The sequence below is a fragment of the Chryseobacterium sp. VD8 genome, from assembly GCF_037149975.1.
Taxonomy (GTDB): Bacteria; Bacteroidota; Bacteroidia; order Flavobacteriales; family Weeksellaceae; genus Chryseobacterium; species Chryseobacterium indicum.
Window position 1 is genome coordinate 1 of record NZ_JBBCQL010000074.1, and the last position, 17,712, is coordinate 17,712.

Annotated in this window: 15 protein-coding genes and 1 tRNA gene; 7 read left to right on the plus strand and 9 right to left on the minus strand. The window is 38.2% G+C overall.

Features of this window, described 5'->3' with window-relative positions; genetic code table 11:
• The 5 genes from WFK35_RS10315 to WFK35_RS10335 form a co-directional block, all read right to left on the minus strand.
• Nucleotides 1-413: hypothetical protein (locus WFK35_RS10315; protein WP_336732586.1), on the minus strand; the 413-nt coding region annotated here is incomplete at its 3' end.
• Between the two features lie 18 nt (nucleotides 414-431).
• A complete protein-coding gene (locus WFK35_RS10320; protein WP_336732587.1) occupies nucleotides 432-1,790 on the minus strand; it encodes a hypothetical protein in 1,359 nt (452 codons plus the stop codon).
• A gap of 37 nt (nucleotides 1,791-1,827) precedes the next feature.
• On the minus strand, nucleotides 1,828-5,481 hold the full coding sequence (locus WFK35_RS10325) for a hypothetical protein (protein ID WP_336732588.1): 3,654 nt from the start codon (nucleotides 5,479-5,481) through the stop codon (nucleotides 1,828-1,830).
• 42 nt (nucleotides 5,482-5,523) lie between these two features.
• Nucleotides 5,524-5,838, minus strand: coding sequence for a hypothetical protein (locus tag WFK35_RS10330; protein ID WP_336732589.1), 315 nt, complete (start codon nucleotides 5,836-5,838; stop codon nucleotides 5,524-5,526).
• Nucleotides 5,839-5,911: 73 nt separating this feature from the next.
• Nucleotides 5,912-6,262 carry a hypothetical protein gene (locus WFK35_RS10335; RefSeq protein WP_214589004.1) on the minus strand — a complete coding sequence of 117 codons (351 nt, stop codon included), beginning with the start codon at nucleotides 6,260-6,262 and terminating at the stop codon, nucleotides 5,912-5,914.
• A 638-nt stretch (nucleotides 6,263-6,900) separates the two neighbouring features.
• Here WFK35_RS10335 and WFK35_RS10340 point away from each other — a divergent pair.
• The 6 genes from WFK35_RS10340 to WFK35_RS10365 all read left to right on the plus strand — a co-directional run bounded on the left by WFK35_RS10340 (nucleotide 6,901) and on the right by WFK35_RS10365 (nucleotide 12,812).
• Nucleotides 6,901-6,974, plus strand: a tRNA-Asp gene (locus WFK35_RS10340).
• Between the two features lie 180 nt (nucleotides 6,975-7,154).
• Nucleotides 7,155-7,340 carry a hypothetical protein gene (locus WFK35_RS10345; protein WP_336732590.1) on the plus strand — a complete coding sequence of 62 codons (186 nt, stop codon included), beginning with the start codon at nucleotides 7,155-7,157 and terminating at the stop codon, nucleotides 7,338-7,340.
• 597 nt (nucleotides 7,341-7,937) lie between these two features.
• Nucleotides 7,938-8,555 (plus strand): hypothetical protein, encoded by a 618-nt coding sequence (locus WFK35_RS10350; RefSeq protein ID WP_336732591.1) that lies wholly within the window; start codon nucleotides 7,938-7,940, stop codon nucleotides 8,553-8,555.
• A gap of 19 nt (nucleotides 8,556-8,574) precedes the next feature.
• Nucleotides 8,575-9,258 carry a hypothetical protein gene (locus WFK35_RS10355; RefSeq protein ID WP_336690712.1) on the plus strand — a complete coding sequence of 228 codons (684 nt, stop codon included), beginning with the start codon at nucleotides 8,575-8,577 and terminating at the stop codon, nucleotides 9,256-9,258.
• A gap of 83 nt (nucleotides 9,259-9,341) precedes the next feature.
• Nucleotides 9,342-11,528 (plus strand): beta strand repeat-containing protein, encoded by a 2,187-nt coding sequence (locus WFK35_RS10360; protein ID WP_336732592.1) that lies wholly within the window; start codon nucleotides 9,342-9,344, stop codon nucleotides 11,526-11,528.
• A gap of 261 nt (nucleotides 11,529-11,789) precedes the next feature.
• A complete protein-coding gene (locus tag WFK35_RS10365) occupies nucleotides 11,790-12,812 on the plus strand; it encodes a L,D-transpeptidase (RefSeq protein WP_235131417.1) in 1,023 nt (340 codons plus the stop codon).
• On the opposite strand, the gene WFK35_RS10370 is transcribed toward WFK35_RS10365, so the two are convergent.
• The 3 genes from WFK35_RS10370 to WFK35_RS10380 form a co-directional block, all read right to left on the minus strand.
• The gene (locus WFK35_RS10370) at nucleotides 12,809-13,333 is read right to left on the minus strand and encodes a hypothetical protein (protein ID WP_214589010.1); all 525 of its coding nucleotides are present in this window, start codon (nucleotides 13,331-13,333) and stop codon (nucleotides 12,809-12,811) included. The genes WFK35_RS10365 and WFK35_RS10370 overlap by 4 nt on opposite strands.
• 1 nt (nucleotide 13,334) lies before the next feature.
• Entirely contained in the window at nucleotides 13,335-14,666 is a 1,332-nt protein-coding gene (locus WFK35_RS10375; protein WP_336732593.1) for a PDZ domain-containing protein, read from the minus strand.
• Nucleotides 14,667-14,775: 109 nt separating this feature from the next.
• Nucleotides 14,776-15,414, minus strand: a complete 639-nt coding sequence (locus WFK35_RS10380; RefSeq protein WP_214589012.1) for an alpha/beta hydrolase — start codon at nucleotides 15,412-15,414, stop codon at nucleotides 14,776-14,778.
• Between the two features lie 245 nt (nucleotides 15,415-15,659).
• Here WFK35_RS10380 and WFK35_RS10385 point away from each other — a divergent pair, with 245 nt between their 5' ends.
• Nucleotides 15,660-16,112: a hypothetical protein gene (locus WFK35_RS10385; RefSeq protein ID WP_214589013.1), complete on the plus strand. Its 453-nt coding sequence runs from the start codon at nucleotides 15,660-15,662 to the stop codon at nucleotides 16,110-16,112.
• A 125-nt stretch (nucleotides 16,113-16,237) separates the two neighbouring features.
• Here the strand turns inward: WFK35_RS10385 and tyrS are convergent, their stop codons facing one another.
• A complete protein-coding gene (gene tyrS, locus WFK35_RS10390) occupies nucleotides 16,238-17,533 on the minus strand; it encodes a tyrosine--tRNA ligase (protein ID WP_336732594.1) in 1,296 nt (431 codons plus the stop codon).
• Nucleotides 17,534-17,712: the final 179 nt, after the last annotated feature.

The following is a 17,712-nucleotide window of genomic DNA, read 5'->3' on the forward strand; positions in this document are numbered from 1 at the left end:
AAGGAAGGGGAGGTGTATGGAAGATTATCGAATATGCCGCCCGTCATGTATTCCCAGCTGGTAGCAAACTTCCAGTCGGACAGGTTAATTTGTATGGTAAACTGAACTTCATCCGCTTCGTTTGCTGTAATAATCAGTGTAACTGAAGTATTCGCTTTTTCTACATTAAGTATTGCTGCCGTAGCATCGGAGATTGTTAATGTATTTCCTACAGGCTCAGGAATAGAAGTACCGGAAGTATCAATCAACAAAAATGAGCCATCCGGAAGTTGATAACTTTGAGACAGCAATTCATCCAGCCCAACTGGCGGAATTAAGCCTGAATCGGTAAAAGATGCTGCATTAATAGTAATATTACCGCTATTGGCAGCAGCCTGGCTTTTAAATGTAGTAACTAAATTGGATAAGCTCATAATAATAAAATGATTCTGTTAAACGTCCACAATTAATCCCATGTGGTCACTGGTACTGATGATTCTGCGGTAGTTATTCCAGCCAACAAAAGAAGTCAGCGCTCCTATATTTCCGGGAACAACGCCGCCATGTCCTGTGGGTCCGGCTATAGGAAGAGGGAGTGCAGAAGGTAATCCTCCTCCATCTAATGCCATGGCAGAATTATAAATCAAACTCCCTTGTGGAGCTCCTGCTATAGCCGGCACATCTCTGTTGTATGGTGTTCCTGTAACTCTGTTGGCTATGGTAATGTTGGTTGCAGGACCAACAGCCGAGCCTCCGCCATAACGTGTTAAAATATTGTCTACACTTGAGAATGTATCTTGTATTACATATTCATACCCCGGATAGCCGTTCGTTGCCCAGGGTCTGGCACTGTTATGAGACCTCAGCATGGTACAAACATATCCTTTGTCTGGCCATATGTTAGTGGTAGGATTAATCTGACGGGTATAGCCAACACCTGCTGGAAAAGCACCAAGTAAACGGTCGTAAGCAATGGGCTCAAAGTGAGTATTAAATAAATCTACATTAAAATCTCCTACAATAACTCCTACCTGATTGGCAGCAAGATCTGTAGTCATTTCAAGAATATTGGATAATTGGTTGGTTCCATCGGCAGCCTGCTGTTTTTTTGGTGAAGCATGGAAAGCCAATAATTTAATCATTTTGCCTGCTGCACCTCCTGCTCCCGGTTCCCAGAAAGTAGTTAAGAAAGGAGTTCTGTTAAATGCATTAGGGAAGCCTAATACCGGAGCAACACCGCCAGCCAAAGGTCCGTGAAAAAGCCATTGTCCCGCAAGTTTCCTATAGGGTACACCAGGGTTAATTGTGTTAAGTCCGGCAGGTGCATTGCCGGCAGGCAGAAGGTTTACCCAAGGAGGACCATAGTTAACGAGGTTTCCCAGTCCTATGTTAGCAACCGAATCAGATGGGTTGCCATCGCCCTGCCATCCCCATGGACCTGTAAATTGTACTCTGGCATGGTTATAAAATACAGAGATACCCTCCTGAACATTTCCTTGTCCCAGTCTTAGCGGGGGAATAAGCCGCCAGTCGTCACCCGGAAACCAGGTTCTCATTTGTTGTAGCAGAAATATGCTTCCATCAGCACCGCCGGCAGAAATTAAAGTACCTGCAGCACCGGCTCCGGTAGATGTTTCTACTACGACAAAAATATCGGGTTTGTTCTGGGTGATTGTCGTTCTTATCACTCGTTTTCTGTAGCCCGGTTGCGGAGGAATAATAAAAGATCCATCCCATCTCCTTTTAGCCCGGGGTGCGTCGATCTTGTTAATTGCGAATTGCCGTATGTTCCAGTAGAGTATTCTTGCCATGGTTGTTATTTTTTATGTACATATGATTTAAGGCAATTTATTCTGATTTATTATAAGCAGCGTACCAACCCAGACTTTTAGCGGTGGCACCCGGATTGGGATTACCGAACAATAGGAAATCCGTATTTCCTCCGGGAGGTAATTTCAAAATGCCCAGTAATTTCAAAGCAATGTTAGATAAGGTCAAAAGGTATGAGTTCTGGTCTTTTACGTATTGTAAACTCAGTTTATCAATAGATAATTTTAATACACCCTGTATGCTCAGAAGTTTAGCATTACTGGAAGTACCGGGCAGCTTGATGCCTACAAATGCATTGTAGCCGGGAGCCGCACTTTTAGATCCGGGGCTCCACGCAATCAGAAGACTGGCATTAAAACCTGCGCTGCTGGCAAGCTCTCCGGGTGAGCCCATATTAAGTGTCATCTGCAATCCGTACCAGTTACCAGCAAGTCCCGTGGCATTGATGCCGGGTAATGCAAGCTTTAAATACCCTTGTCCTGACGGAGCCGATTCTTCATTGCCACTCAAGAGCTTATTGATCTGTAAAGCAAAATTAGGATAAAGGCTATTCGGTCTGGCATTGCTTTGTGATGAATTAAAAGCAATCTGAGAGGCATCAAAAGCAAAAGTTGTAACTGAAGGCGTATTTAGATTAAATGACATATTTACATACAGGTTGCTGTAATTAAGCCCTTGTTGTAAAGTATCATTGTTTATTGTGATCCCAAAAGAAAAAGTATCAAGCGGATAATCTGTTTCCCCTTCGCCGGAAGCCGGAGCTATCATTGTATCGAAGTTAAGATAACCCCACATGGTAAACCTCGATTGTATATCGAGTGCTGCAGGATCGGTTGTGAGTGTATTGAACTGTATTTTGGTAATTTCTACATTTGTAAGCAGATTACTGTCAAAGAAGAAAAGATTATCGTCTTTATTATCAAAAACATATACAGGAGTGCCATTATGATCCTGATAAGTGCCATTGAGTACCACTGTATTCAGACTGCCTGAACCGTAAGGATTGTTTGTATGAGTCACTTTATCAGAGAAGAGATTATTCATGGTAAGTTGTATCTTACTGGCAAAATCTTTAATGGCTGTATTTTCAAAAAGTACCTGTAGAAACAATACTTTAAAATCATAAGTAGCGCCTGCTGCAGGCTGTATCGGCTTATTGGGATCTAATCCCTGTGAGATTTGCTGGGCATATGCAGGATCAACATAATTTATCAACCCGAACAAAGAGCTTACTGGATCCATGGTTATCACACCGCTTGCATCTACACGGTTTACTTCTATTCCAAAGTGATGTGCATAGAAGTTTTTAAGGTTAATTCCACTGATTAGTCCTTTTAATTGTTGAGGGAATTCTTTTAGATCGATTGTTGCTTTAAGAGCCAGAATGCCATTCCAATTAGGATCATTGATGATGGAATGAAACTTCTGATAATATTCAAGCTGTCCGGAGGCAGGATTTAAGAGAGCGGCGTTATATGCATCTTCAGCCGCCTGTAAATAATCCTGAAGCCATGATGATACGGCAACCAGCTGGTTATAAGCAGCATTGGGATCAGTATTGTCTTTATCAATATTAAATGCATTAGCCTGAGTCCATTCTTTCGGATTTTTTACCCGATCAATAATGCTGCCCTGACAGAATTTAAAAATTAAAACATTATTATAGTCGGCGTAAGTATTACTTGTTCCCACATTTAGATCAAAAGGCCAGTCTTCAATAGACATTTTATTGTTGAACACCGGTTGATTGCTTGAGCCACCACCTGATGTATTCATCGTTGAGAACAAATTGCCTAAATATTGATTATTGGTCATTACCAGAAACTGCTGATTGGTAAGAAATGCGCTTTGCATTTGAGGCATCAGATTAATAAAACTGAGCTGATATTGTGGAGGTGTTGCCGGTATTTGTCCTTCGGGATTTAGATATTCAGGAGAACCATTATTTACGGTATTCTGCGCCAGATTTAGTAATCCCCAGCTGCCGTCATTATTTACATTGGCAACCATTCCCTGAGGTGTAGCAGAGGCAGTGTAAGATATTGCTTCCGCTTCTGCCATGCTTCTTTTTGCCAGACTCTTGCTGGAACGAGGTACGGTGAAGGCGGCTGATATCAATGCTTTTCTTTCTGCACTAAGCACCTTGGATTCGAATGTATTTATATCTTGTGAGCTTGAAGAAGATACAGTACTTATGCCAAGATAAGGCACCAATGGCACTGCGAAATTGTTGTCTTGCGGCATATCTACCGAAGGCTCATAAAACCCTAGAAATCCTGTGATGTTATTCGCAGATGATGCTATACCATGATCTTTGGCAAATAAAGAAGCTCCCTGAGGTTGTGAAGCATATTGCACGTTGCCGGAAATTTGGGTAACAATATTAGCCCATGCCGTAAGATAGGTACTGTCTAGAGTGGGAGCATCTGTCCCCGGATTGGCAAGTGAAACTTCCTGCCCTGGAAAATTAGCGGCAAAGGCGGCCTGCTTTGAAATAAAGCGTATAGTATCGCCGGTAACAGCACCGTTATTATTTTTATAAGGAGTAAAGGTAATGATCTCAGTGCCTGAAAGTCCGGGAAGCAAACTGTATTGCCCGTTTTCATCCGCAAAGGCAGCTTGTGATGCTCCTGAATCAAGATAAAAATCGCCTTCCGGTGAAAGGTAGTATGGATCGGCGCCTGCAGCATCCTGTGGTGATATTACAAAACGTGCGCTGTAGTCTGCCGGAAATAAATTATTGACAGGTGCACCTGAATCTACCATGTTTACCAAAGGCCATAAAGTAAGAGGGTAGCCGGTATTGATAGCGTAATTACTAGGCAGGGAAGCAGATCTTTTCTGACCGCTAAGTGTATTGTAGATCTGGCCAGTGATAGCAAAATAGGTATTCAGTCCGTTATTATTAGCTATATCGAGCAGATCGATTTCGGTCTGGGTAATTAAATAATCATTGCCATTGCCGGTTTTCAGCATGGGATAAGAGAAGCAGGAACGTGGTTTGCTGTTGCCGTAATAATATTTATTTTGCAAGCCATATGCTGTAAAGTCCAAATTCATATTAAGCCCCAGTGAAAAACGAAAAGATCCTGTCCCCGGACCACTGAAAGGAATCGTAATGTCGCTGTTGAAGAGCGAACTGGTTCCAAGTACTTTATTCGCAAAGTTCATGTTAGGATTGCCTGGAGTCCAGACAAGCCGTAAAGCATCCGGAGTTGTTTCCGGCTGTAATGTCATAGTGGTATTGTTCAGTATGGTAAGCGTAGCAAAACCATTTCCGATGGTAGTATTAAATGTTTGCCCTACTACAAAAGGTTTATTGATTCCATATTGAGCAAAATTAATAACGGTTGTATTTTTATCAGAAGGTTTTTCATTAATGTTACTCAGCCATGCAACTGTAAGGTTGGCTGTTACGTTTTGACGAAACGTAAGCAGATAAGAACGGTAGTTCTCTATAAAGGTCTTTGGATCGGCGGGAGCTGTTTTGGCAAAAAGAAAATAGACCTGTTGCTGTACTGCAGTCTGAAGGGTAATAGCAGGATCAGTATAAGCAGATCCTTCCGGTAGCAATAAAGCAGTCCAGTGTTGCCCTATTTGATTGTATATATACAGCGCAGGGTTTCCGGAGTTTTCATTGCTGAATATGATTTCTGTTTCGGATTGTGCCATAAGAATAATTGTTTTTTATCAAAATAGGATACAGGTAAATTCTTAACCGGGGCAGAATAGCATAACAACAATCACGACATCTAAAAGGGACAGATTTAATACTGTAATTGTTTTTCCGGCAAAATTGCCTACAGCAATTGCCTGCTGACCAGGCTTTAAATAGTGTGTACCATTGAACGTTGCCGTACTGTCCAGTTGAATAGTACTTGTATCTGGTGCGCCGGTTAATACAACTGTGGCTATATTAGCCTGACTGTTATTGGTAATAGAACAGATACAATCGCTTCCATTGTTGGTTTGCTTTTGTGCAAATTCATATCGGGAAAGCCATACAGTGTCGGCTTTAGACTTGACCATACCCTGAGCCGTTGCCAGAGTATGACCAAGAATAAATAATAAGAGAATCTGAAAGCGGAGTTTACCGCCACAATTAGCTTGTTTGACACTGAATACTTGCCTCAGCATCATTTTGAGCATTGGTAATGTTGGTGATGGTAACTGTTGAACCGCCAAAATCACCAAAAGCTGTAACTACGATGTTTGGAGAATTGGGCTTCAAAGAATACACCCCGTCGAAAGGTGTTGTCGACTGACCTGCATTGTCTACAATAATACCACTTGCCGGAGCTCCCGAAATAGCAAATTTTAATACATTACTTCTGCTGGCGTTAGCAATGGTGATGGTAGAGTTTGTACCGTTTGCCGTATTCCAGGTACAGAATTGACCTGATTTAATACTTGCACTTCCACTTTGGTTGATTACTGGATTTTGTGATGCCATAATTATTAGTTTTAAGGTTTAAAAAATATTTTAAAATTATTTATGTCAAAGAAGTCAATTATTAAAAAAATATCACAGTCTGGCTTTTTAAAATTTGCCTTGTTGATGTAATAGAAGATTCATTAAAGAACAACTCAAAGTAAAGAAAATAAAATAATACACTGTTAAGTGAAAATACTTAATTTATAAACTGCGTATTTATACTTAACTGATTATCAGTGTTATGTAAACGTATAAAAACACGTGCATTCAAGGAACTGAGTTTCCTGTAAAATAAATATTAGAGGTAAATAAACCTAATAATCATAGCGGTCTGGCAGGAGATTCAGTATATCTTTTTTATGTAATTAATGGTTTTATTCGGTTAAATATTTTCAGATAACAGACAAATTTTATATTTGAAAATCTGTTCTTTACAGTTGTTTAAGAAGAAAAAAAGCAAATTCTTTTTACAGCAATAAAAAAATCTATATATTTGCACCAGTTAAAAACAATCGCTCTTTATCTTACTTCAAAAGTTACTCATTTGGTAATATTTTGAATAGAACAGCAGCAAAAGCTTATGGATAAGTATTTTTCTGAAAAGTATGAATTACATCCGCATAGCAAAAGTTTTTATCAATTTACTTTTAAAAATTGATCCGGTAGTTCAGCTGGTTAGAATGCCGCCCTGTCACGGCGGAGGTCGCGGGTTCGAGTCCCGTCCGGATCGCAGAAAGTCTTCTAAATATTAGAAGACTTTTTTTATTTATATCATTTTATATTTTCAGATTAATCCATGAAGAGTTTTATATAATTTTCTGAAAATAATTCCCAACATTTATACAGAATAAACACTAATTTTTTAAATTTCCATTAGCAGAAATATCAAGATTAAAGAGAAAATAAGCGGATGATTACATTAAACTTTGATTGGAATAATAAGGAAGAACTGAAAGAAAATCTTCTGAAATGGGCTTATGATGAAAGTTTAATACTGTTGGAAGATGATGAAGATGTTATTTTTTTGATAATGAATGGATGGGAATCACTTTTCCGTACATATTTGATGAAAAATGTGCCAAAAGAGGCTTTATAATTCTTATTCTTAAAAACTATATCAGAGATTGTTTTTTACGGAGAAGATCATTATCGGAATTAGAAACTATTCAGAAATTGTTTGTTAGCGAAATGCAGACTTATTGTTCTGTAAAAAAAGATTTTCTCATTCAGGATTGTGTAGAGTACTTTATGGTTTGTAAAAGCAAATTAGAAAAAGGTCATCAACACACAAAATAATATTCTGAATTTCTGTTTACCTGTTTTTCAACATTAAACTTTCCGCCAATCATTTATAAACAAAACGTTACAAGGTATTTAACAGCTTATTTAATATTTACCACTTTTTATATTTATATTTTTTCGATAGAATTTGGCTAATTAAATTATTTATTAAAAATTAGTAAAATTTTAAAATTATTCTTCTTTTATTTTAAATAAATATGTATATTCGTTAAATAATCACAAAGTTAGATGAGAATTATTCAATTAATCACACAAAGTTGAATAATGTCATTAAAATTATTTCGAGAAACCTGTAAGTAGTTGCTGTTCTGCAATCTATTCCAAATACATTTTAATGAACATTTAACTTATTAGAGTATAATAATAAGTAATAAGCCTTAAAGCTATGAGGTTGATGTTTATTGTATGTTCAGTCCTGATTTCACCACTGCTTTTATCTCAGGTAGGGGTGAATACTCCTAATCCTGATCCTTCAGCGGCACTCGACATTGTGGCAAAAGCATCAGACAAAGGGGTTCTCATACCGCGAGTTCCTCTTCAGAGCGTTACGGACGTTTCTACCGTTCCTAATCCTGCAGTCAGCCTGCTTGTTTATAATACAACGACAAACAGCGGAATTACCAAAGGCTACTATTATTGGGATGGCAGCAAATGGCTCAGATTTAATGACAGTTCAAAAATTTTCTACGGAAACTCAGATCCTGCTATTCCTACGACAAACTCTACGGGAGATATATTTGTTAATAATTCTACGGGAACTCTCTTTGTGTATAATGGCAGCAATTGGATTTCACAAATGTCCGGAACGGAGATTCTTTCTGTAAAAATTATTGCAACAGATGGGCAGACAGAATTCCCGACTCCCTGGAATGTAAGTTCTTCTAATACAAAAGTCTACAGAAATGGCGTAAACATAGATTTTCAGGTTCTTTCTTCATTTAATATAAAACTGGAACCCGGAGTATCCTGCTACGCTAACGATGAAATAAAAATTTACAAATTCTTATAAAACTTTAAAATTACTTATCATGAAAAGGTATCTACAAACTTCAGCAATTCTGGTATTCATTCTTTCATCTTTCGGAATGGTAAATGCGCAGCAAACGACAGGCGATGTAACCCAAAATTCTGCTAATGGTGCAGCACAGGCTCTTAACGGAACAATAAGAGTAATAGACAACAAGGGGACAATTAAATACCTGCAGGCTAAAAACGGGATTACAACACTTACTAATACAACGAATAATGTAACAACCACAACCTGGCAACTTGGAGGTACGCTTACAGATGACACAACTATTGATCTTAATGGCAAAAAGTTCGGATTAGCGAAAGTCCTTCAGAACACCAATGCAAATCAGGCAGGATCTAATGTTCCTTCAACTTCTGCAACATTAGGAACTTCAGGGTACACAATTCTGGTAAGAGATGAAGCTACAGGAAATGTTTTAAAAATGCTTGCAACAGATCTTGTACAAAGCGGACAGGAAAAATTTACCTCTGCGGCTGGCCAGACTTCTTACAATTTAACGGGATCTCCTGCATTGCCTGCTTATTCGCAGGTATGGGTATACAGAAACGGAGCAAAATTAATTGCCAATGAAGATTATACAGTCTCAGGATCTGTGGTAACTCTCGTTCCGAACAGTACTGCTCCTAACAACTGGTCTGTACTGGCGGGAGACATTATCGAGGTTCAGTATCTGAAATAAGAGATTTCTTTAGAATAATAATTGATCAAAATTTTATTGATAACATGAGACTGGCAAATTTTTCAATTTTATTTTGTTTGTTTTTGTCTTTTTCACTCTATGCACAAGTGCGGGTAGTTGATAACAAAGGTACCCTTAAACAGATTGATGAGTCAAAATGGACTTTGTCCGGCAGTAATATTTACAATAAAAACCCTGGGAATGTGGGTATTGGTGTAACCAATCCTACTGAAAAGCTTGACGTTAATGGAATCGTAAAATCTGTCGGAGCTGCCTATACCAGTGCAGGTCTTATTAATAAAATTTTATATGCAAATGCTTCTGGTAATGTAAGTCCGCTTTCTTTAGGCTCAGGACTTACATTCTCCGGCGGTATTCTTAATACTGTCAATAACGGAACTGTAACAAGTGTAGGGCTCAGTATGCCTGCGGCTTTCAGTGTCTCAAATTCTCCCGTTACCGGATCGGGAACGATTACAGTCACCGGTTCAGGAACCATTTCTCAATACATCAGAGGAAATGGCACTTTAGGAAACTTTTTATTATCAGGTTTAAATGATGTTACTTTGTCTGGTCTTACGGCAGGACAGATTTTGCAGTATAATGGTTCAGTCTGGGCTAATATATCTCCAATTTCTGCTCTTACCAAAGGAAATTTAACGACAACCACTATTGGATTGTCCGTAAGCGGAGGTACTAATGCTGTCTTGGGAAGCGGAGCAGCGGTCGATTACAATTTAGTGACTGGTATCGGAGGGCTTTCCGCAGGAGCTCAGGGAGTTTCAGGAGGAACGGGAATTGCAAATACTTATATTGGTGCGGACGGACAGAAACATTTGCTGCCTTCAGCATACTCTTTGCCTGTTGCAAGTTCCACAACCCTTGGAGGAGTAAAAATTGGTTCAGGAATTAATGTTGCGGCAGACGGTACAATATCGGCGGCAAATACGGGAACAGTTACAAGTGTAGGACTTAGTATGCCTTCTGCATTTAGCGTTTCCGGCTCTCCGATTACCAATTCGGGAACGATTACTGTTTCCGGTTCGGGAACAGCTGCTCAATACATTAGAGGAAACGGAACTCTGGGAAATTTCGCATTGTCAGGTTTAAGTGATGTATCTCTTTCCACTATTGCAGCAGGGCAGATTTTACAATACAACGGATCTGGCTGGATTAATACATCACCAAATGCAGCGCTTACAAGAGGTAATATAACGACATCAACAGCGGGATTAACTCTAACAGGTGGTACTAATGCTGTATTGGGGAGCGGAGTAACTTTAGACTACGATTTAGTTACGGGCATCGGTAACCTTGTTTCGGGAACTCAGGGAGTCTTGGGAGGGACAGGAAATACAAATATCTATATTGGTGCAGATGGGCAGAAACACTTGCTGCCTTCGGCATATTCTCTGCCTGTTGCAAGCTCCACAATTCTTGGAGGGGTAAAAATAGGCTCAGGAATAAATGTTGCTCCGGACGGAACGATTTCAGCCTCAAATACAGGAACTGTAACCAATATTGCCACAGGAACAGGACTTACGGGAGGACCCATAACCACTACAGGAACCATATCTTTGAGTAATACTGCGGTGACTGCAGGGGCTTACGGAACCGCTTCTACTGCTGTTCCTACATTCACGGTAAATGCACAGGGACAATTAACTGCAGCAGGAACTTATCCAACATCAGGAATTTCTATAGCAGGTGACGTTACCGGAACTTTAGCAGCTTCCACAGTTACAAAAATTCAGGGACGAAATGTTGCCAATACAGCTCCTGTAAACGGACAGACATTGATTTACAACACCACTACCAGCCAATGGGAACCCAACAATTATACCTTTCCTCAGTTGCTGGTAGATGCGTCGAGAACCACAACATATACTCCCGCAGTTGCCTATGTTGTTATCCCCTACAATACAACAGCAGTAAATGTAGGAACTTCCTACAATACAACCTCAGGAAATTTTACGGCTCCGGCGACAGGAACGTATCAGATTATCGTAAATAACAGTTTTAATGCAAATACAGCTGCCAACCATGCAATTACAACCAGAATTGTTGTAAATGGTACAACAGACACAGAATCATCCTGTTCGGCATCTCCATACGCGGGAAGCGGAGTTAATATTACAAGTTCTCCATCATCAGTGGTGAATCTAACAGCCGGACAAACGGTTAATATACAAATCGGTGGGGAAGTGGGTACTGTTACGGCTTTAACAGGTACCGGACAGCACAGATTGAAAATCATCAGATTAAATTAATTTTATGAATTAGTCTTTTGCATTGGCTGTCTATATTTTATGGAGTGAGTTCTCAGTTTATTTTCTTTATAATAGTTTTTTAGTTACGTATCAGTCAATTATCGGATAAGCTTGAAAATAATGAGCTTTCAGAATAGGATTATCTGCTCACCGTATTTTTACGGTAAATGAACGCTTCATTTTTTTTATCCGATTTTAGGTCTGATATTTGTACTGAGTAGAAAAAATTATCTGCCATTTTTATTTATGAAAAACAGACTTGTGAAAAAATCATTTCTTTACGCATTCTTTATTACTTTAATGATGGTTTCCTGCAAAAAGGAAATTGAAAAAATCAGCGATAAAATCAGTGATACAACATCATCAATAAGTGAACCTGATTCTGAAAAAGATTCTATAATTGTAAAAAAAGATTCTGTAATAGAAAAAGAATCTTTACCACCCGCAATGCAGGAAGATGGTTTTTACAATGCTTTTATTTTCCCAAAAGACAAAAAAATGAAAGATTCTCTCTTCGGAATCTTCAATGAAAAGTATACTGAAAAGGAGCGTTATGCTATTTTAGCTTTAAACAGGCTGGATTCTAAAAATAAATGGAATGCCGATACTTTGGTGGTTCCTGCAAAAATTGATACTACATTAATGGAGTATTCTCCTTTCCCGATGCAGCTTGATGTGTTGAGTCCGGTGAAGAAATTTGTTATCTTTTCATATCCTATTCAGGCTTACGGAGTATATTCAAACGGAACATTGGTAAAATGGGGTCCTACAAGTATGGGGAAGAAAACCGCCAAAACAAAGACAGGTCTTACTTTTGCCAACTGGAAAAAGCAGCTGGCAATTTCAACTGTAAGCAGCGAGTGGAAGTTACCCTATAATTTCAACATCTTTAATCTCGACGGAATTGGATGGCATCAGTATGATCTTCCGGGTTATCCTGCATCGCACTCCTGTTTAAGATTATTAATGAAAGATGCAAAATGGCTTTACGGTTATGCAGATACGTGGGTATTAAATCCGGGTGGTGCAACTACAAAAGCAAAAGGAACTCCGGTAATGGTGTATGGAGATTATGGCTGGGGCAAAAGAAAACCCTGGAGAAAACTTCTGAACGATCCGAATGCAAACAGCGTTTCTGTGGAAGAAATGACTAAGATGATAGAACCAAACATCGAAAAAATACTCAAAGAGCAGGACAACAGAGAAAAAGTGGTGGATTCTATAAAAGCGGCAAAAGCTGTTGTGGAACAAATGCCACAAACAACCAAAACAGTTGCTCCTTAATCGATCTTTTCGAATTGCAGCGTAGATTCTTCGGCAAATCTTCTGAGCTTCTGCATTTCATCCTTCCCTTTATGCTGGCCGAAACGTGCTGCTGCATATGTGAGTGCAATGCAGAATAACATAATAAAGGATGCGGTAAGAGCCCATGGAAATTCCTGACTGTTGATTTGCTTTTCAACATAATACATGGAAATAAAAACCATCCAGAGGATCGAAAAAACAAAATATAAAAACATAAAAAACGTCCAAACTGCGGAACTGGGTCCGAAAACGCCCCGTATCGCAGTTTTTTCGTCTTCAATTTCAATCCTTAAAGACAATCTTGGTTTCCAGTAGGTTTCATAATCTGTTTCCACACAGATGGTTGCAACTTCTTTATTAATGTTGCCGGAAAATTCATCTTTATGCTCTTTAAGGTATTTTTTCAGATTTTCTGCATATTCTTCTTTGGTTAAATGAGTAAACATCTTAAATCGCGGTCTGGTTCTTATTTTGTCCAGCGTAGTTTCTTCGGTTTTCATATCATTCCTGTTCTTGGTAAGGTATCGGATCTTCGAGAGTAAAGCTCAAAGTCATTTGTTTATTTTTTCTTTCAATCAGCATATCGATGGTTTTTCCCTCATCGGATTTCATCATTTCCATGATTTTATTGAGCGTCATGTCTTCTGTTTTTTTACCATTAATGCTTATTAAACGATCGTCTTTCTGCAGTCCGGCTTTAGCTCCGGGAGAATCTTTACGGACTCCGGCAATGGAAAAAATGGGCTTTAAAACAAAATTATACTGCAGGTTGTTATTGATGATTTCGATTCCGTTGGAAGGACTTTCTTTGCTTTTAGCGGGAAGATTTACCACATCTTTCGTCCATTCCATTCCGTCCTGCTTAAAATCCAGACCGCTCATATTGAAATGAAAAGGATCATCGTAATTGCCGTTCTTTTTTAAATACATTTTCTGATCAGAATAATCGAATGCAACAGTAAAACGTCTCATGATATCTCCGCCAATTGAGCCTTTTCTGTTTTCAACCATATTTACGTGCTGAATGGAGTATTCGTCCGGCATTGCAGTTAGTGGCTTTTCAAATTTAAAATCTCCGAGATACAGGTTGTGAATTCTGCTTCGTTTGCCATACACATCACCATTAAAACCTCTTCCCAGATAATCATCAATATTCGGTCTGTTGTATACAAAATCTTTGATGAGGGCAGGAAATAGCCACATCGGATCACTGTTTCCCAGATCAATCAGCAATTTTGAAGGTTTTCTTTCTCTGGTCATTTCAACATCAGCCACAACATAAGGCTTGTTTTTTTCGATGCTGATATCCATCTCTCTGAAATTTTTTATCTTTTTCTGAAATAGATTTTTATCGTTGTAGATGATAATTTTTTTAGATGCATAATCAATCAGGACAGGATGATCTTTAAAAAAATGATAACCGATAATTCCATTTACCGGAATTCCTACATGTGAAGAAATATTAAAATCCTGATCGGTAATGATATAAACCGTCATTGAATAATTTACAAAGTTCTTTCCAATTTTTGCAATATTATTATCGGAACGAAATCCATCGATACTTGCACTTCCTCCTAAACCGGCAAATTTTATCTTCTCAATATTCTGTAGATTAATTTCTTTATTTTCAAGACTGAAAATAGAAGTTTCTGCCACTCCCGTATCCAGTAAAAAAGTCAGATTAACCCCGTTAATGTTAACGGGAATAAAGATTAAATTGGCAATAAGCTTAAAGGGAATAACTGTTTTTTTGGCATCCTTTATTTCAAAAGAGTTCTGAGCATTCATTAAAATGCTGAACAGCAACAACACAAAAAGATACCTCAGTTTCATTTACTGAATTTACTGAATTTATCCTTATCAGCAATAAAAAAACATTCCCAAAATGAGAATGTTTGTATTTTGTTTAATAATTTAAAACGAATATTTACATTTCGATAATCTATTTGGAGAAAAAATCCATCAGATCCATATAATTTTTCTGGTTCACTCCATGACCGCTCATATATTCTCTGAACGTAAAATAACAGCTTAAATCATACAAAAGATCTGCCGCTTTTCTTCCCCATTCCAAAGGAATTACGGCATCATCTGTTCCGTGAGAAATAAAGAAGCGAAGTCTTTCCAGTTTTTTCTTATCCCTTACAATGTCGGTGAGTAATTTTTCTTCCGGGTAACTGCTTAAACACGCCACAAGATTAAACATTTCAGGATATTTCAGAGCCAGAGCATAACATAAAATTCCTCCCTGACTGAAACCGCAAAGGTGAGTCTTTCCTTCGGTAATTCCATAACTGTTTATAATTTTAAGAATGCTTTCCGTAACGCTGTTTAAAGATTCTGTAGCCTGCGGAACATCAATAAAATTTTCAGGATTATTAAAATCGATATCATACCATGAAAAGCCTTCAAACTGGGTATTTCTCGGTGCTCTGAAGCTTACGATAATCCAGTCTTTAGGAAGTGTTTCCCTGAAGCTGAAAAGATCCTGCTCGTTGCTTCCATAGCCGTGAAGCATGAAAAGAATCGTGGTATCGGAGCTAATATTTTCGGGTTCTCTTACAATATAATCTAAATTCATAAGGCAAAGATAATTATTAATGATGTATTTATTCTTTAGCAGCATCAAAATAAGACCATTTCAGAGACACGGACAAACTGTCTTAAAAACTATTGTCCAGTCATTCAATATTCAGGCAAAAACAACGGTGTAAATATTTATTGAATTGATATTATTTGCAAATCATTGTTGGAAATTTTTCATAAAAGTTATTTTTATATTGATAAAAAACCTATATTTGGAACATTAAAAATCTATTTGGAGAAATGAAGCAATTTTACAAATCAAAAAGTTTACTTAGACTTTCTTTTTTATTCGCTGTATTATTTTCGGCAATTTTAGTTGTTAATTCTTGTAAGAAAGATGACGAGGACGGATTTACAGATCATATTATTCAATTTGAAGCTAAAATAAATACAAAAGGTCCAAATCCACCTGCAAATCCACCAGTTACAGGAACTTTCAAAACAGTAGTTACACAAATCGGAACAGGGCAGAGTACTACTTTCAATCCTACAGGAACTACATGGTCCAGCGGAGAGCAGTTTGTAAGCTCAAGTCAGGCTCAGCTAAATTTAGCAGCAAATGCAGTTCTTCCTTATTCAGATTCTGAGCTAATCATCAATATTTATGTAGACGGTGAAGTTGCAAAAACTAAAAAAGTAGTAGGATCGGGTACGCAGAGTGCATCACTTTCTTACAGCTTCTTAGAATTATAAGAAAAAATTATTCAAAATACCAAGACCATCTGAAAAGGTGGTCTTTTTTTATTGACATTACCTAAAAAATCGGGGGCGCAAAATTGAAAATTTTGCGCCCCCGATTTATACTATATTATTAACTTCTAAATTACTTTCACAATAAAATAGCTCTTCTTTCCTTTTTGAAGAAGTAAAAACTTGCCGTCAATCAGATCACTTTCATTCGCAGTATAAGTATCATTAATTTTCTGTTTGTTTACGGAAATAGAATTTCCTTTCAGCTCTCTTGTCGCTTCGCTTTTCGATTTTAAAAATCCTGATTTTTCAGATAAAAGATCTACGATATTCACGCCTAAAACATCATTCTTCAATACTTCTTTTTGCGGAACTCCGTCAAATACTTCCAGAAAAGTTTCTTCATCAAGACTTACCAGATCTTCAGCGGTTGAACGTCCGAAAAGAATCTCAGATGCTTTCAATGCCTTTTCGTATTCATCTTTTCCGTGAACCCATACCGTAACTTCCTCAGCTAATTTTTTCTGAAGTTTTCTTTCGTGAGGAGCCGTTTTATGATTTTCAATTAAAGCTTCAATTTCTTCCTTCCCTAAAAATGTATAGAATTTAATGAATCTTTCTGCGTCTTCATCCGTTGCATTCAGCCAGAACTGGTAAAATTTATAAGGAGAAGTCTTCTTTTTATCCAGCCAGTAATTTTCTCCGCTTTCAGACTTCCCGAATTTAGAACCGTCGGCTTTTGTAATCAGAGGAACCGTTAACGCAAAAGCTTCGCCCTGTGCTTTTCTGCGGATCAGTTCAGTTCCGGTCGTGATATTTCCCCACTGGTCAGAACCTCCCATCTGAAGTTTAACGCCGTTATTTTGATACAGATGTAAAAAATCGTATCCCTGAATCAACTGATAGGTAAACTCCGTAAAACTCATTCCTTCTGCACCCGATTCTCCCGAAAATCTTTTCTTTACAGAATCTTTTGCCATCATATAATTTACGGTAATATTTTTCCCAACGTTTTTGGCAAAATCAAGGAAAGAAATATTTTTCATCCAGTCGTAATTGTTTACCAGTTCCGCTTTATTCGGCTCGCTTCCCGAAAAATCCAGAAATCTGGAAAGCTGATTTTTAAGACAGTCTACATAATGAAGCAAAGTATCTTCATCCAGAAGATTTCTTTCCGCAGACTTTCCTGAAGGATCCCCAATCATTCCTGTTGCGCCACCCACCAAAGCAATCGGTTTATGACCGTGCTGCTGAAAATGAGCTAAAATTTTGATCTGAATAAGACTTCCGATATGCAAAGAATCTGCGGTAGGATCAAAACCGATGTAAGCTGTTGTCATTTCCTTATCCAGTTGTTCGTCCGTTCCGGGCATCATGTCGGCAAAAAGCCCGCGCCATTTCAGTTCTTCAATAAAAGAGTTCATTATTTTCTGATTTAAAATTTTAATGTGCAAAGATAATCATTTCAGAGCAATAAGGCGAAGACAGAAACTTTCAATTCAGGATGAAAAAGAAGCTAATTTTTTAGGAGCTGTTTCCTGCTCTCCGCACTCGCTATTTTGGTAGATATAGGTTTCGGCGGCTTTGCCGCCGAAACCTATAT

Bases quoted from the DNA above. Each gene is read 5' to 3' on its own strand.
- WFK35_RS10335 (WP_214589004.1), bottom strand. From the start codon at position 6,262: ATGGCATCACAAAATCCAGTAATCAACCAAAGTGGAAGTGCAAGTATT.
- WFK35_RS10375 (WP_336732593.1), bottom strand. From the start codon at position 14,666: ATGAAACTGAGGTATCTTTTTGTGTTGTTGCTGTTCAGCATTTTAATG.
- WFK35_RS10370 (WP_214589010.1), bottom strand. From the start codon at position 13,333: ATGAAAACCGAAGAAACTACGCTGGACAAAATAAGAACCAGACCGCGA.
- WFK35_RS10345 (WP_336732590.1), top strand. From the start codon at position 7,155: ATGATTACATTAAACTTTGATTGGAATAATAAGGAAGAACTGAAAGAA.
- WFK35_RS10325 (WP_336732588.1), bottom strand. From the start codon at position 5,481: ATGGCACAATCCGAAACAGAAATCATATTCAGCAATGAAAACTCCGGA.
- WFK35_RS10355 (WP_336690712.1), top strand. From the start codon at position 8,575: ATGAAAAGGTATCTACAAACTTCAGCAATTCTGGTATTCATTCTTTCA.
- WFK35_RS10330 (WP_336732589.1), bottom strand. From the start codon at position 5,838: ATGGTCAAGTCTAAAGCCGACACTGTATGGCTTTCCCGATATGAATTT.
- tyrS (WP_336732594.1), bottom strand. From the start codon at position 17,533: ATGAACTCTTTTATTGAAGAACTGAAATGGCGCGGGCTTTTTGCCGAC.
- WFK35_RS10380 (WP_214589012.1), bottom strand. From the start codon at position 15,414: ATGAATTTAGATTATATTGTAAGAGAACCCGAAAATATTAGCTCCGAT.
- WFK35_RS10320 (WP_336732587.1), bottom strand. From the start codon at position 1,790: ATGGCAAGAATACTCTACTGGAACATACGGCAATTCGCAATTAACAAG.
- WFK35_RS10385 (WP_214589013.1), top strand. From the start codon at position 15,660: ATGAAGCAATTTTACAAATCAAAAAGTTTACTTAGACTTTCTTTTTTA.